The organism is Tautonia marina (assembly GCF_009177065.1).
Lineage (GTDB): Bacteria > Planctomycetota > Planctomycetia > Isosphaerales > Isosphaeraceae > Tautonia > Tautonia marina.
The window spans coordinates 121,140-135,977 of record NZ_WEZF01000003.1 but is presented as its reverse complement, the minus strand read 5'-3'; the positions used below and the strand labels follow the sequence as shown (position 1 = coordinate 135,977).

At 60.1% G+C, this 14,838-nt stretch carries 11 protein-coding genes; 2 read left to right on the top strand and 9 right to left on the bottom strand.

What is annotated here, in order from left to right; translation table 11 throughout:
• Positions 1-201 precede the first annotated feature (201 nt).
• The 5 genes from GA615_RS05115 to GA615_RS05095 all read right to left on the bottom strand — a co-directional run bounded on the left by GA615_RS05115 (position 202) and on the right by GA615_RS05095 (position 7,319).
• Positions 202-978: a class I SAM-dependent methyltransferase gene (locus GA615_RS05115; protein ID WP_152050196.1), complete on the bottom strand. Its 777-nt coding sequence runs from the start codon at positions 976-978 to the stop codon at positions 202-204.
• Between the two features lie 76 nt (positions 979-1,054).
• Positions 1,055-1,777 carry a hypothetical protein gene (locus GA615_RS05110; RefSeq protein WP_152050195.1) on the bottom strand — a complete coding sequence of 241 codons (723 nt, stop codon included), beginning with the start codon at positions 1,775-1,777 and terminating at the stop codon, positions 1,055-1,057.
• An 18-nt stretch (positions 1,778-1,795) separates the two neighbouring features.
• Positions 1,796-4,162 (bottom strand): TRAFAC clade GTPase domain-containing protein, encoded by a 2,367-nt coding sequence (locus GA615_RS05105; protein ID WP_152050194.1) that lies wholly within the window; start codon positions 4,160-4,162, stop codon positions 1,796-1,798.
• Between the two features lie 108 nt (positions 4,163-4,270).
• A complete protein-coding gene (locus tag GA615_RS05100) occupies positions 4,271-5,212 on the bottom strand; it encodes a hypothetical protein (RefSeq protein ID WP_152050193.1) in 942 nt (313 codons plus the stop codon).
• A 130-nt stretch (positions 5,213-5,342) separates the two neighbouring features.
• Positions 5,343-7,319: a hypothetical protein gene (locus GA615_RS05095; RefSeq protein ID WP_152050192.1), complete on the bottom strand. Its 1,977-nt coding sequence runs from the start codon at positions 7,317-7,319 to the stop codon at positions 5,343-5,345.
• A gap of 379 nt (positions 7,320-7,698) precedes the next feature.
• On the opposite strand from GA615_RS05095, the gene pyk reads away from it, so the two are divergent.
• The gene (pyk, locus tag GA615_RS05090; RefSeq protein WP_152050191.1) at positions 7,699-9,162 is read left to right on the top strand and encodes a pyruvate kinase; all 1,464 of its coding nucleotides are present in this window, start codon (positions 7,699-7,701) and stop codon (positions 9,160-9,162) included.
• A 19-nt stretch (positions 9,163-9,181) separates the two neighbouring features.
• Here the strand turns inward: pyk and GA615_RS05085 are convergent, their stop codons facing one another.
• Complete coding sequence (locus GA615_RS05085; RefSeq protein ID WP_152050190.1) at positions 9,182-10,186, bottom strand: diguanylate cyclase; 1,005 nt, start codon at positions 10,184-10,186, stop codon at positions 9,182-9,184.
• 284 nt (positions 10,187-10,470) lie between these two features.
• On the opposite strand from GA615_RS05085, the gene GA615_RS05080 reads away from it, so the two are divergent.
• The gene (locus tag GA615_RS05080) at positions 10,471-11,055 is read left to right on the top strand and encodes a hypothetical protein (RefSeq protein ID WP_152050189.1); all 585 of its coding nucleotides are present in this window, start codon (positions 10,471-10,473) and stop codon (positions 11,053-11,055) included.
• 15 nt (positions 11,056-11,070) lie between these two features.
• Here GA615_RS05080 and GA615_RS05075 read toward each other — a convergent pair whose 3' ends face one another.
• The 3 genes from GA615_RS05075 to GA615_RS05065 all read right to left on the bottom strand — a co-directional run bounded on the left by GA615_RS05075 (position 11,071) and on the right by GA615_RS05065 (position 14,094).
• Positions 11,071-12,216, bottom strand: a complete 1,146-nt coding sequence (locus GA615_RS05075) for a M20 family metallopeptidase (RefSeq protein ID WP_261343921.1) — start codon at positions 12,214-12,216, stop codon at positions 11,071-11,073.
• Between the two features lie 130 nt (positions 12,217-12,346).
• On the bottom strand, positions 12,347-12,910 hold the full coding sequence (gene efp / locus GA615_RS05070; protein WP_152050187.1) for an elongation factor P: 564 nt from the start codon (positions 12,908-12,910) through the stop codon (positions 12,347-12,349).
• A gap of 125 nt (positions 12,911-13,035) precedes the next feature.
• The gene (locus GA615_RS05065; RefSeq protein ID WP_152050186.1) at positions 13,036-14,094 is read right to left on the bottom strand and encodes a methyltransferase; all 1,059 of its coding nucleotides are present in this window, start codon (positions 14,092-14,094) and stop codon (positions 13,036-13,038) included.
• Between the last annotated feature and the right edge of the window lie 744 nt (positions 14,095-14,838).

Below are 14,838 nucleotides of genomic sequence, written 5' to 3'. Positions count from 1 at the left end.
ATGGTCAGCCCACCTGCGGCCCAAAGCGCCAGTTTCGTCCCTTGCGAGAGCGGGGTGGGTGGGGTTTCTCTGAGGTATTGAGCGAACGGTTTCCGGGAAGCTTGGGTCACGGAATCGGGGGGGATGGACTCGACCTCATCATCGTCGAAAAGATCATCGCGGACAGGCATGGTGAAACCTCCATCGCGGGAGGAAAATGGTTCAGAGACGTGCCTCGAACGCCCAGTCCCAGCTTCGAGGATGATCCGTGAATTCCTGGCCGAGAGGCAGATTCGCGTCCCACGGATATAGAACCTGCTCCAGCCGAATGGATCGAAAGCCGGCTTTTCGGAGCCGATAGGTTACCTCGAACGATTGCCAGAACTTTTGTCGGAGTCCTTGAAACGCGAAACGACCGAAGGCGAAGTCGTAATGATGATGCTCAGCCTGTTGCGCGGCGATCCGATCGGCTTGCGAAGGGGGAAGCCCCTGGTCCAGGGCTCGGTCGAGCAGGAGCATGGTTTGATACTGAATTGCGTCGATCGCTGGCACAACCCCGAAAAAGACTCCTCCAGGACGCAGGCATCGATAGACCGCGCTGAGCGTACGGTCGATCTCCTGGACATCGGGCATGACGAGCGAATTGATGGCGACCGCCACGTCAAGTGTGCCGGCCAGATCGTCGATCTGATCCATCGGACGAACAAGAAAGCGAATTTGCTCCGCCTGGTCCCCCAGACGCTCCCTTGCGGCCTTGATCATCGCCGAAGCGAAATCGACCGCCGTAACCTCGCGGAATCGCGACACTAAGCGGGGAAGTAATGGGCCTGTCCCGCAGCCCAGATCGATCACGCTCTTGGACTGGGCGTTCGGAATGGCCTCGATCGCCTCAAGGATGGGGTTCTCAACTCCGGGCTCGAAGGGGTCGAGAAATAGCTCGTCATACTGCGCCGCGTGTCGTCCCCAGTGGCGCGACTGGGCCCGTGTCGTTGTCCTCACGCGCGTGGATCCTTCATGGCGGTGCCCTGTGCGGGATCGGATCAGGTCCTTCCCAACGGTTCGTGATGACCTGATCTTAGCAGATTCCTGCGCTCGGGTGACGCGTCGCCTCGTCCGGGTTTGCGGCGAGCACAATCAGTTGCCGATCCGTGACGTCGATTCCCGTCAGCCTTGGAAGACCGATGAGATCAAATCGGCCGGAGTCGGTATACGCCCAGGTTGCCAGAGATCGACGGTGGCGGACCCGCTGCGGGAGGGCCCGCCACACCTGAGCGGCCAGCCGATCAATCGGGGCGTCTGCCTCGACCAGAACTCGACGTCCCCGTCCGATCGCCTCGACAATGGGGCCGACACGGTGGTCCTTGTCACGATCGTTTGTCGTGGAGCGTGGCAATGTCAAGTTGCCCGGAGGAAGTACCGAGGTCTCAGGCCCCCATTGCACTCGAAACACGGACGTTAGGCGGAAGGGGTCGAAGCGAACACGATGGGCACTGTCGGGGCTGAGGAAAATCGCATGAAAGGCAGCCGCATCGGGACGTCCCACATCGTCGCTCCCTGGAGAAAAGGGGCGAACGAGGAGCCAGTGACCATCCTCAAGCCAGCGAGTCACAAGTCCATCGGGGGGAGCGGCCCCTCTAAGTCGTTCTCCCAGCCGTTGGCAGGTGTCTTTCATGGCTGAGAGCCACTGTGTCTGGCAACCGGGAGAGAAGCCCAGAACATCGTAGCCCCGGTGCCAGAAGGGAAAACTCCCATAAACGGCTTGCTCGAAGGCAATGGTGGGTCGCGTGAAGGGCCACATGAACACTGAGACTCGTGCTTACTCGGTGGCGTCGGCGACCCGGCCAGTCGAGTTGCCTGAGGGACGGGGAAGGTGGGGTAATTCGAAATCCGATCGGAAGATCAACTTCACGAGCCCTTTACTCCGAGCAGGTCGAACCGTCCCGTTCAATACCCGAATCGCCAGCGGATCATCACCGCTCCGGAGCGTGGCCACGACCGAATCGGACCAGTCATGATCGGTGAGCTGGATCACCACGTCGTCGCCGTATTTCCAGCGAACTGGTCGACCAAAGGTGTAGTTCCAGATTGGCTCGCTACTGTTTGGAATCACGGGGGACGGGCCGTATTTCTCGCCATCGACCCAGAGGGTCACCCCAAGATCCGGCCCCCCTCCCCCCATCGTTTTCGTGATGCTCGGATCGACGCTTCCCCGGACGAGGGTGACCTGGTAGTCCTGCGGTTTTGTCAGTTCATCCCATCGTTGTAGAAAGGTACGGGCAGCCTGGGTGTACTGTCCCTCGGGATTTGATTCCAGGTAATCTCGAAGGCGTCGGGCAACCTCGGGGAGATCGTTGGGAAACGACGACCAGTGGTCGAATGCCTGACGATAGAGGAATTCATCCCGACGCTGCTCGATGCGCGTGATGGATTGCTTGGCCTGTTCGACGTACGAGCCACCCTCGGCATGGGCACGAAGATAATCGTGATAGCGCCGAATCTGTTCATCAAAAGCCTGACGGGGTGACGAGGTTTCGAAGGCAACCGCCCGATCGAAATCGCGACGGTCAAGTCGTTCGACCCAGTCGACGATCAACGCACGGACCTCGTCGGCTCTTGGGCTCTCGGGACGGGCTTCGAGGAAGGTTCGGGCTCGCTCGATCAGGTCGAGGTAGTCGGGATCAGGGAGTCGGGCATCGACGAGCCAGGCATCGACGATCTCACGGTCGCGTCGAGCTTCCTGTTCATCCAGCTCCTTGCGGATCAACTCGGCGAGTTCGACCGCCTGATCCGCAAACGGGGTGTCAGGATCGTCCCGAAGAAATTGCTGGATCATCTCCAATCGCGCTTCTGCAGACTGGCTGGGGATGAGGGCCTCGGCCCGAATCTCCTGCCAGCGACGCTCGGCTTCACGGCGACGGAGGTTCGTCTCCGCTTCCTCGATGACGGGAAGTTGCTCGGGTGAGCGTTCTTTTAACTCGGCAAGCTCTGCGCGAAGGACGTCTTGCTCTCCTGTACCAACCTCGGCTCGTAATCGAGCAACCTCGACCCGAGCGTCGTCTCGACGGGCACGGGCATTGCGAGACTCCTCGGGCCAGAAAATCGGTTGAGTCGGATGCCAGGCAAGGAATTGCTCCCAGCGACGGGCAATCTCTGGAGCCGAATGTCCGCCACGCTCGTAAGCAAGTGCCAGATGATACCCGGCGGCGTCGTAAATCGCCGCACCAGCGATCAGCGCGGCAAGGGCCGAAACACCCCGAACGAGACCACGAACCAGAGAGCGACGGCGCAGGGATCGGAGGCGTCGTCGATACTCGATGAGCTTCGTCGAGTTCGGATAACGTCGAGCGTAGGCACGGAGGCATCGGGAGATTCGAGAGGCGTCGCGAGGCGCCAGATCCCAGATCCATTCCAGCAGTTCGCGATCAGTCGCCTCGACCTGCTCGACGAGCCAGAGCAATGGCCCTTCCAGCCCCATCGGCTCCAGGTGTTCCGGGGGTGTGCCGTCGTCCGGTGCGTTCACACCGTAAGAGCTGACGGCAAACACCGCAGAACGAGGCGCATGCGAGGCCAGCGCGTGCCGGGTCATCCCGAACCGTGATTCGACGACTTCTTCGGCCCGCTCCGGTTCCGGCCCTCCGGCGGCGAGAACGCGATCGTACTTGGTTAGGAGCAAGGCGACCGGCCGACCGATCATCGTGTTGTCCGACGCGCCGATATATCGCTCCAGAAGATGCTCGACTTCCTGTTGCCGACGTCGCCGCTCTGCCGGTTCAACGGACCCCGCGGCGTCGAGGCACAGCAACACGGCGTCGCAGTCGGCGAAGAATTCCAGAATCGAGGCGTCGGAGCCTAGGGCAACATGCTCTCCCTGGTAATCCTTGACGATCAAATCGATTCGGGCTGGTCCCCGATAGAGGCGTAATTCCAGGTCGGTTTCCGTGAGGGTTCCGGCCGGAGATTCGCCCGCCTCGATCCGGGCGATCTTGTCGGCGAGATACTCTGCTCCTCGAGCCCCGACCGCCGCGAGTCGAATCCCGGGAATCTGACCAGCGGATGCTTCTCGATAAAACATTGCGAGAAGCGTGGTTTTCCCGACGGCTCGATGCCCAAAGAGCGCGATGCGCCTCGGGCCGGTGAGTCGGCGTTCCAGAGCATCGAGATCAGGGGAGCGTCGAGTTGCCATGCCATGCAAGCTGGGGTTCGAGGCGACAGGAGTTCAGGGGCGTTCGGGGAGAGCAGGAAGCCGTTCTTTTGTGATCTGCGGGATCAGAGGGAACGGCTCCCCTGCAGATCAGGATGACCGAACGGTCGCCCGAAGACCGCGTCCGACAAATCGAAATGGAGCAGTCAGATACCGTACGGGCAATCCCACGATGACCAGAATGGCCAGGACCGCAACAATCCCGGCTCCGATCAAGAGCGCCCACCGAAAGACTGGGCCACCCAAACTGGACAATCCCAGTCGATCGGCCAGTGAGTGTTCCAGACCACGAGCAGCCCCCGCCCCGACCGCCCCGGCCAGATCAATTCCGGCCTCGGCGAACTTTGAAACGGCGAACTCGGTGATTCGACCTGCCGAATCGACGAACTTTTCCGGGTTGGCCAGGAAGAGCGCAAGAACACCTGCGGCCGCGAGTTTTCGCTTGTGTTGCAAAACTGGTCCGACATAGAAGTTCCAGCCGGGACGCCCTGAACGGCGAAGCACGTTGATCGCCTCGGGACCTTCTCGAGCAATCACCTCGGCCACGTCATCCCCATAGACCCGAACGGCTGTCATTCCGTCAACCCCGAGCCGCCGGATCATCACGTCGGCCTGATCGGGATAGCGTCGGGCGATCCGCTCGGCGGCCTCTCCCATGCGAAGGACCAGGCGTTTTTCGGCTGGCTCAAGAGCGCGGAAGGTGCGCAGGAACTCGGGATCGGAGGTGTCGAGCATCCGGGCAAAACGCAGCTCGAGGGCGGTTTCGGTCGCCTCGTTGATCGGTCGTCCCGCGTGGGCGATCGTATCGGATCGGCGAGCGAGGGTGGAAAGATTCTCGCCAGCGACCTCGTCAAAGAACCGGCCCGAGATCCGACCCGACTGGGCGAGCTCAGGGTCTGTGGATTTCACGACCCTGCGAACCACGTCGTCCATCCAGCCGATTTTGTTTGCCATTGCCGCTTGGGGAGCGGCCAGCAGGCACAGGAGGGCCAGACTTGCGGTTGCCGGTCGAACTGGGAATCGCCATCGCATGGGTTCGTATCCTTCATCTTGTCGAGCACCACGCGGGACCGGCCACCCGCTCGATCAATCCTGGTGGTGCAATGACACTCCTACGCTTTGGTCGTTCAGAACGCCTGTGGTTCGACGGATGGGGATGCGGTCAGAAACCGGCAGTGGATCGTTCTGGAAGCGGTCGGCTTGAGGAAAGGTGTTCTTCCATCTTATGGATGGCAGCGACCCCGACCCCTGCCTGAGTGGCTTCGATCGCGAGATATTTGAAGCCCTTCCTGGGCGGTATGCGACGAATCAGCAGTTCGCCTTGTTTGAGAAATCGCATCGGAGCCCATGTGGAGAGCCGTAGTCCGGATCTGGCACAGAACGGTCGGGCCATTTCGGTCGCTTCGCGCAGATCGAGGCGGGCGAGGGCCGCGGGCGTCTTCTTGAGCGTCTCGAAGAGGCCGCCAGCGGATCGGACCACCCACCATCGAGCCGCTCGAGCGGTGGCGTCGGTCGATTCCATGGCCGTGCGCCGAACGGCGATTCGACTGGCAAGTTCCGCCGTTTCCTCACTGGCGATTCGACCCGCTCCTCGAATGGCTCCCTTGGCTGCGGATTTGACTTCCGAGCGAGCGATTTCCGAGGCAACGGCACCTTGGGGCTGCAAGGTCGTCAGGAACAGGACATCCGCAATGATGAACCCGGCATCAACCACCGCCCAGGCATATTCTCCCCGGGTGGGAGAGTAGCCCTTGCGCATGACGTCTCCGAGGTGAAGGAGATCGTAAAGCGGAAGGAACTCGTAGTAGGCGGTTTCCGTCGATCCGAGCGACTCGATCCGGCCAATTCCATCACGTCGGATCATCTCGATGGCCTGCTGGCCACTCTCTCCCGAAAATTTCGTCATGGCATAGGCCACGTTTTCCAATGTCGATCGTTCTTGTTTTGCCTTCAGTTCGGCGAGGAACTCGGGAGAGGCGTCTGCCGAGGCGATCGGTGGGATCACAGCCGGGCCGTCGCGGCGAAGAATTTCTCGAAATCCCTCATGATCATCGTATTTCGTCAACATCGCCAGCGCCGCGGCGCCGTGCTCGGAGATGGCGGCGACTGCCCGTTCCTGATCAACGTGGTTGCTGGAATAGTCGTACACCACCGAGGCCGCGTCGGGGCCGACTCGGCGGAGGGCTCGTTCCGCCTCGACACCATGTTCGGCGATCAAGCGCAGGCCCTCGGGACTCCCTCCGACCTCGGGAATCAGGTTCAAGGCTGCCGCATGACGCAACTCGGACGCAACCATCTCAGGAGATCGACTCCGGAGGCGATCGACGACGTACGCTTCATTGACTCGAAGCACGATCAAGGCATGATCCAGGGGGATCGCATCTCTGAGAACCAGGAGAATCGCACCAAAACGATGCACCGTGGCAAAGCCGTCGAGACCTTGCAGCCGAAAGGCATCGAGCGCGAGGTCGCCGTAAATGTCGATCGTTCGAACCGCGGCTTTCAGGTCTGGAGAGCCCTCGGAGAGATCCAGGCACATCAAGACCGACATCAATTGTCCGAGGCGGTCAGGCTCGTGCTCCCAACGCTCGATCAGTTGAGTGACTCCGATTGGATCACTCAGAATCAGGGGCAACGCAGAAGGGAAGGAGGCCGCGGCGCGACGTTGCCGACCATTGAGACGCGAGATGGATGTGATTAGAACCCGTCGGTCGGTCGAGTCGGAACGCTTCAGGCCGAAGTACTCTCGCCAGTTAAGCAACAGATCTGCCGCGGCTTCATCGTCCACGAGCGTGGCGAGGCGACGAAAATCCTCGGAAGCATGTTCGTACAGATAAATCGCTTCGAGGTCGAGCTGGTCGAGCAGTTGCAAGCCCCGAAGTCCATCGGTTCGTTCGATCGCAATTGCGTTGCGGCCGAATCGCTCCAGAACTCGTTCCACAAGTTCCGGATGGTCGGGATAGGCGTTGCGGATCCGTGCCTCGGTACGAGCGCGTTCAGCGTCCGCTGTTTCAGCGGCGGGTTCGGATCGCGAAGCAGATTCAAACGCTCGAACTGGAAGGTCTGGACGTTTCGTCCCGAACTTCAGCAGCACGCCGAGCGATCCGAGCAACGCAGCGATGGCAATGATCCGCTTCATGGTCTAATCGCCTCGATCTCCGGGGTTCCGCCGGATCGTTCGGCAGCCCGTCGATCCAAGTGGTACTCCGCCAATGGGATGCGAATCAAATGCCGATCTCCTCGGTTCTGTCTCGTTCGCATCTTGCCGATTGCAAGAATCGCCAGTGTTCCCTGGAGAAGTGTAGCCGTCAATTGGAGCTTTCCGGAAAGAGCGCCTGGGAACGGGATGGTCGCTCAGGCGCGATCGTTAAGTTGCACAGGACCGTTATTCTTTCGACGAGCGAGGGGGCGTTGCCTTACACTTCGCAAGCAAAAGCGAGAGGCCTGCATCCTCGAATGATCTTGGAGAGACATTCGTCGGTACGGTCCGTCCATTGCTCAAACTTCGAGGTGATTCCGTGCTGATTAATCCCGAAGAACCCCTGGCTGGTGTCAAAACCAAGATTGTGGCGACGCTTGGACCTGCCACAAGCAGTCCTGAAATGCTCGCTCGACTGCTCGACGCGGGAGTGGATGTGTTTCGTTTGAACTTTTCTCATGGAACGCATGAAGAACATTCGAACACGCTCGCAATGATTCGTCGAATCGGCTTGGAACGCGATCGAGTCGTTGGTGTTCTGATGGACCTCTGTGGTCCAAAGATCCGACTCGGAGAGCTTCCGGAGGGAATGCTTGCCTGTCAGACCGACGAGATTTACACGCTCACTCAAACTCCCACGGGCACAGCGCGTGAACTGACGAGCACGTATAACGAGTTACCCGAAGATCTTACGATCGGCGATTCAGTTTTGTTCGCCGATGGCACCGTGGGGATGGAGGTGATCGAAACGGCACCGGGTCTGGCCCGGCTCCGCGTCTGGCTGCCGGGAGTGATCCGATCGCGGCAGGGAATCAATGTTCCCGGGACCGGCTTGAGTTTACCTTCGCTGACCGAGAAAGATCTGAGAGATCTCGACTGGGCTGCGGAACATGAGGTGGATTTCATCGCGCTCTCCTTTGTCCGCTCGGGAGCCGATTTGGCTCGGTTGCGTCACGAACTCGACCAACGGCAGATTCGAGCCAAGGTGGTCGCGAAGATCGAAAAACCACAGGCCGTTGACGATCTGACCACCATCCTTGCGTTGAGCGACGTGGTCATGGTGGCGCGAGGGGACCTGGGAGTTGAGGTGGATGTCGCCCAGGTTCCGGCAATCCAGAAGCGGATTGTCAAGGAGGCTCACTCGGCCGGCGTTCCGGTCATCATTGCGACACAGATGCTCACCAGTATGGAACGGTCTGGCCGCCCCACCCGAGCCGAGGCCAGTGACGTCTTCAATGCCGTAATCGACGGTTCCGATGCCGTCATGCTGTCTGGAGAAACCGCGATCGGGGACTTTCCCGTTGAGGCGGTTCGAACCATGAGCCGCATTCTGGCTGAGGCGGAACGATCCGAGATCGTCTCACGGTCCTTTGAGGGCCGCGCGATGGGACGAGAGGTGGGCTGGGTGTCTCCGATCACCGAGGCAGTTGTCGAGGCTGCGAGTCTAGCCTGCAGAAAACTGAATGCCGCACTGCTCGTCGTCGCGACCCGGTCTGGCCGATCGGCACTCGTGGTCTCGATGCAACGCAACCGAACTCCGACGATCGCGCTGGGTCAGACCGAGCAGGTCGCTCGGCAACTCAGTCTGCTCTGGGGGGTGGTTCCGAGGACGATTCCTGCACCCATTTCCGACCTCGACCAGGCGGTCGAGCATGCGGTGACATGGGCAGGCAAACACGGAGTGGTCGGTTCAGGAGATCGTGTGGTGGTTCTTCGCGGGTTTTTCCCCGATCAGCCGACTCACAACACGATGGTCATTCGCGAGATGGAACCCTTGTCTTAATCGAGCCGGAGTGTGTTCCTTAGCTTGCAACACTTGTCCGGACTTCCTCGACGACCCTCGGAATAAACGCGTCTCGGTCAGCGATCACAATCTGACCGAGACCCTCCTCACGGGCTCGTCGGAGCGCGTCCATGACGACATCGAGCAGGACATCAGCCTCTCGGGCGTCGTCCGGAGAACACGCTGCTCCGATCGCGACCCGAGTGAATTCGTCCCAGTCGGTCACCTCCAGAATCGATCGAGCCACGGTTTCGGCAATGACGGTGGTGTTATCGGTGGATGCATTCGGTAGCACGGCGATGAGTGTCCGTTCGTCATGCTGAACGACGAGATCGCTTTCTCGAAGGGTTCCCATCACCGCATGGAGGATTCGATCGGACGCAGTATCCGGGATGGATTGTGATGCGGAGCCTGACTCGTCGAGCTGGTCAGGAAGTCCGATCGCAAGCACCCCTAGTGGTTCTCGTCGACGCCGCGCCAGGAGGACCAGTTGTCGCAAATGGGGGAGAAGAAAGATGTTCGGATGCAAGACGAGGCCAGGATCAGCCGGAATTGAGAGGCGGAGATGCCGCTCGCGACCGAGCAGGCGGTCGCCGATCGCCGCGATGGCACAGAGCGATTCGAGATCGGTTCGCACCGAGGAGGGGATCCGGCGCCCCTGGAACGGTGAGACGAGAAGGGTTCCAAGGAGGTCACTTCGATAGCGGATCGGGAACTGAAGGGGAGATTCCGACGCTTGCCCAAACAGAGATCGACTCTGCAGCACGCGGTTGGGGCCTCCAACCGGACGGATCTCGACCCGAGGGGCTCCGGTCAGCGCCTGAGCCGATCGGAGCAGGAGCGTGTGAACCTCATCACGTTGGGTCGATGCGCCAACCGCTTCCAGAAATCGGGGGAGGACCAGACTGGAACGGGTCGCCAGGCCCAACAACTCGGCCCAACGATGACGAAACGGCTTGGGTTTGGGTTCGCTCGATTCCGGAAGCTGGGTCATGATCGTTGAGGTGTTGATCGTCGCTCGCATGGGGGCTTTGCTCCGAATCCTCGGATCATTCGCGCGATCGAGGTGAACCGGACCGTACTCCAAGAGGACCGTAGGTCACGGTTCGGCTTCGAGCAACTTGGTCTTGTCAGGATCTCACGATCGGGGCACCATACCGACCCGCTCCGGAACAGAGCACAGGCTTCTGGACCGGAGATCGCCTGTCCGAGCGTCCTATCCGATCGGATCTTCGGCCCCGCTTCTCTGCAAGACCTGCCTTCGAATCTGGGCCGCGATCGTTGGTCGAGGTCGAGCAGAGGATTGTCATGAAACGACCCAGGCCCCTCTCGGCTGCGCTCTTCGCAGCGCTGATCCTTCCGGCGGGCCTAACCGGCTGCGCGACGGTCCGGAATCAGGCTGTGCTGCCCAATCCGTTGATCATCCAGACGACCAGCTTCGACGCCGCGTGGGATGCGACAGTCCATGCGCTGGACGAGGATTTCGAGATCGATGAGGAGAACCGGCTGGCCCGGAGAATCTCGACCTATCCGGAAACGGCTGCGACCATCGTCGAGCCCTGGCGTGGTGACTCGATCGGACTCAGGCAACGGCTGGAAGCGACCCTACAAACCTATCGTAGGTTTGCGATTGCGACCGTTGAGCCGGTTGCGGAAGGATTCGCAATCAACGTTGAGGTTTGGAAGGAGCTTGAATTTCTTGATCGGCCGGAGCGGCAGAACGGCGGGATGGCCGCCTTCCCCCAAGATTTTCAGATCAATCGATCACGAGAGGTCGTGGGCCCGATTGCCCCTCCTCTCGGATGGATTCCCGAGGGTCGAGACTTCGCGCTCGAACAGCGCATCTTGAACCGGATCGAGCGTGAACTGCTCGATCCAAGAGTCTTTCCCTGATTCCTCGGCGTTCCTTCACGAACCCAGGTTGCAGGCGAGCGCGTAATAGACCTCGACGGCCTTCTCCAGTTGATCGACCGCAATCCACTCGTCCTTGGTATGGGCCTGGGCAATGTCGCCTGGGCCGAGAACCAGCGATGGGATTCCAGAGGCTGAAAGCGGTCCGGCATCAGTCCCGTATGGGACTGCGGAAATGGGAGGACGTTGTCCCAGGACCGTGCCGATGGCCTCTCGCACCGGTTCGACCCAGGACGATGCCCGATCGGGGCCGAGCGAAGGCATGCGGACCCAGGGTTCACTGAAGGAAAATGGCACCGAATCGCCAAGCTCGCATTGAAGTGCCTCGCGGAGTGCCTGGCGGACTCCATCAACATCTTCCCCAGGTATGACGCGTCGATCGAGGTCGATGGCGCAAAAGTCCGGAACGACGTTGACGCTCTGCCCCCCTTCAATTCGACCAACCGAGAGCGTTGGTGGTCCAAGGAGCGGGTCGGGTGTCGAGTCCTGGAGACGATCGGCATACTTCTGGATGGCGTTGAGTACGTGAGCCATCCGATAGATGGCGTTTACGCCGTCACGAGGCCGAGAGCTATGGCAGGCAACGCCTTCCGTCAGAACTTTCCAGCGAACGGCTCCCTTGTGGGCCGTGACGACTTCGAGCATGGTCGGCTCGGCCACAATCGCCAGATCAACGGGAAGACGCTGGGAGGCCAGTGCTGAGGAACCGGTGTGCGTGTACTCCTCGTCGACGGTACAGGCCAACAGCACCCGAGCGGCTCCCTTCGGCTGATCTTTGACCAGTCGAGCGAACGCCGCCAGCATGGCCGCGAGGCCCCCCTTCACGTCGCACGATCCTCGACCATAAACCCGGCCACCCTCCACGGTTGGCTGGAATGGTTCGATGACCATTCCTTCCACCGGAACGGTGTCTTGATGGGCATCCCAGAGCAGGGTGTGTTTTGCGTCGGGTGGTTCGAACCGAGCGATCAGGTTGTCCCGGCCTGGAGAGATGGTGGTTCGCTCATAAGGAACGCCGAGGGATCGAAAAAATGCCTCAAGGTAGTCCGAAACACGCCCCTCGAAGAAGGGCGTTTCGTGAGGCACGGATCGACCCATTGGGTTAACGCTCGGTCGCGCCACCAGATCACAAAGGATGTTCACCACGTTCGGGGCAGACACAATGAATCGCTCCGCGGCGAGCCGAGCCGAGCCCCTGCCCTCTTCGAGGTGATCCTGGGGCCGGCGTGACGAGAGGCCGATCGGCCTGATCGAGAAGCACGATCACTTCCGGTTACTTGACCCGTTCGACGTATTTCCCATCGCGAGTGTCGATCCGAACTTTCTCTCCCGGGCCGATGAACGGAGGCACACTGATTTTCAGGCCGGTTTCGGTCGTGGCTTCCTTGTACTGGTTCGTCGCGGTGGCTCCCTTGATCGACGGAGGGGTGTCGGTGATCGTGTGCTCAACCGTGTCGGGTAACTCGATCGAAACCGGCTTCTCGTCGACGTAGCGAACGCTCACCTTGGTGTTGGGCAACAGATACTGCATCGAATCGCCGATCATGTCCGGCGAGAAGGTGAGCTGATCAAAGGTCGAAGTGTCCATGAAAACATGCTCGTCCCCTGACGAGTACAGGTATTCGTACTCCTTTGATTCGACGAAGGGGACTTCAATCTGGTCGACCGAGCGAAAACGCTTGTCGATGATCGAGCCGGTCTGCATGTTCTTGAGCTTCGCCTGGACCATCGCGCGGAGGTTGCCGGGCGTGTGGTGGTAGAAATCGTGGACAACATAGTTGGTACCGTCCACGATAATCACCATTCCGCGGCGAATGTCAGTCGCTTTTATGTTCATGGCAGACGAGGAAAAATGCGGGCTCTCGGGAAAGAGGATCGCACCGGGGCAGACCGGTACGAGATGATGGAAGATGTTATTCGATCGAGGTCTACGTTGCCTAGTCCAGTTCGGTCGCCCGAAATTCAGGAGATTCGAGAGGCTGGAAGAATGCCGCAGTGAGCCAGGGTTGGAACAATTGGTCCGGGATCAAAACCGGCCTCGGTCAACCATGCCCGATATTCGGCGGCGCTATAGGCTCGACCTTCGGTCAGCGAGAACAGGGAAGCCGAATAGAGTGCAACCGGCAACGGCCCATCCATCGCATCGTTGAGGAACACATCGTGAATGAGCAGCTTTCGTCCGGGAGAGAGTGCTTCAGACAAACGGGAAAGGAGGGACTTGCATTCCGGGATATCCCAGTCGTGCAAGATGTTCGAGAGCAAGACGGCATCGGCTCCATGAGGAACTGGGTCGGTAAACATATCACCGGACCGACATTCGAGGCGATCGGCTACACCGTGTTCCTCGGCCAGTTCATGGGCGACCTTTAGCACTTCGGGGCGATCCCAGACGATGGCGGTCAGCTCCGGGTGACGCTGTAAATAGGCAATGCTGTAGAGTCCCGAACCTCCTCCGACATCGAGCAAGGTTCGGCATCCGGAGAGGGGGAACGCCTCGGCCAGTACCGGCGCGACGTTTCGGGCTCGACCGGCCAGCGAGAGGGTTAACGTTCGGGCGGCTGCCTCACGCTCCATCGCTGAATCGATCCCCTCTCGATAGACGAATGCAACCCCTTCTTCTGTGACAGGGCCGGAGGTGGCTGGATGGTTCGAGCGCAGCCGTTCGGCCATTTCGAGCACTCCGGGGCTTCGTTCCGCCAGCGTGAGATAACATCCGATGTCAAACGGGGAGCCGGGAACGAGATGCTCCCGGGAAAGCTCGGTGAGTTCGAGATCTCCCTGCTCATTCCGGCTCAGGAGTCCCATGGCACGAAGCGCGGTGAACAGGACCGTCGCGGGTCGGTCCTGAAGATGGAGGGCGGCTCGCAATTCCGCTTCGCTGCGGGGAGTGTCAGCAAGGCGACCAAAGACGTTGAAGTGGGCGACCGCCACTGTCAGCAATTCTGTCGCAAAATTCCCTCGAAAGAGTTCAAAAATCGGCGTCGGATCCGTGTGAGGCCGGGCGAGTTCTCGTACTGTCATCGAGTGAGTCTCCGCTCCCGGCAATGAGCCGGTTCTCGGTCGGGTTGAGCGAGGCTGTGCCCATGGAAAGGACATCAAATCGGCCGCTGGTCGCCCCCACCAAACGACGGAGAGGGAACGTTCAGGCAATCGGTCAAGTCACCGACCAACTCCTGGTGGGGACCCTCACATCGGAACGCCTTCGGGGCACGATTCCGACAGTTCACCTGGTCCCTTGAGCCAGACAATCATCGTGACCGGCTGGACGCTCCTTAGCAACCACTTGCCTGTGTCCGACCGTGGGCTTTTCAACATCACCGACACTTTAAAATCGCATCATTCCAGGCGGGGTCGGATGAGTCTGTGCGACTCCCTTGACCTGATTTAGCCAGGAACCTGTACCTTCGACCTGTTCAACACCTTCTCCGCTCCGAGAAGAGTCACATGATGAATCCCTTGCGAAGGAGATCGACTCGGCGCTGTGTTGATCCGATCGGAGCTCGTGATCGAACGGCAAGTCGCTCTGGTCAGGTCGGCCAAGGGATCCTGATCCAGTCGAGAGGCCTGCATTACCGGATCATTCGTTGAGCAACGTACTACCCCTTGGACCGGGAATTCGTTTGAACCCACCGAGACACACGACCCACTCGATCGCCGGGAGGTGGGGGCTTCTCCAGTGCGTTCTGACAGAGGAACACTTCGGGCCGACGACCACCGTTGGACGGGTTGGGATGCTCCTCGTACAATCAGTCGAGTGCGAATTCG

Coding starts and splice junctions, on each gene's coding strand:
- GA615_RS05085 (WP_152050190.1), bottom strand. CDS start 10,186: ATGCGAGCGACGATCAACACCTCAACGATCATGACCCAGCTTCCGGAA.
- GA615_RS05095 (WP_152050192.1), bottom strand. CDS start 7,319: ATGAAGCGGATCATTGCCATCGCTGCGTTGCTCGGATCGCTCGGCGTG.
- GA615_RS05105 (WP_152050194.1), bottom strand. CDS start 4,162: ATGGCAACTCGACGCTCCCCTGATCTCGATGCTCTGGAACGCCGACTC.
- GA615_RS05100 (WP_152050193.1), bottom strand. CDS start 5,212: ATGCGATGGCGATTCCCAGTTCGACCGGCAACCGCAAGTCTGGCCCTC.
- GA615_RS05065 (WP_152050186.1), bottom strand. CDS start 14,094: ATGACAGTACGAGAACTCGCCCGGCCTCACACGGATCCGACGCCGATT.
- GA615_RS05080 (WP_152050189.1), top strand. CDS start 10,471: ATGAAACGACCCAGGCCCCTCTCGGCTGCGCTCTTCGCAGCGCTGATC.
- efp (WP_152050187.1), bottom strand. CDS start 12,910: ATGAACATAAAAGCGACTGACATTCGCCGCGGAATGGTGATTATCGTG.
- GA615_RS05110 (WP_152050195.1), bottom strand. CDS start 1,777: ATGTGGCCCTTCACGCGACCCACCATTGCCTTCGAGCAAGCCGTTTAT.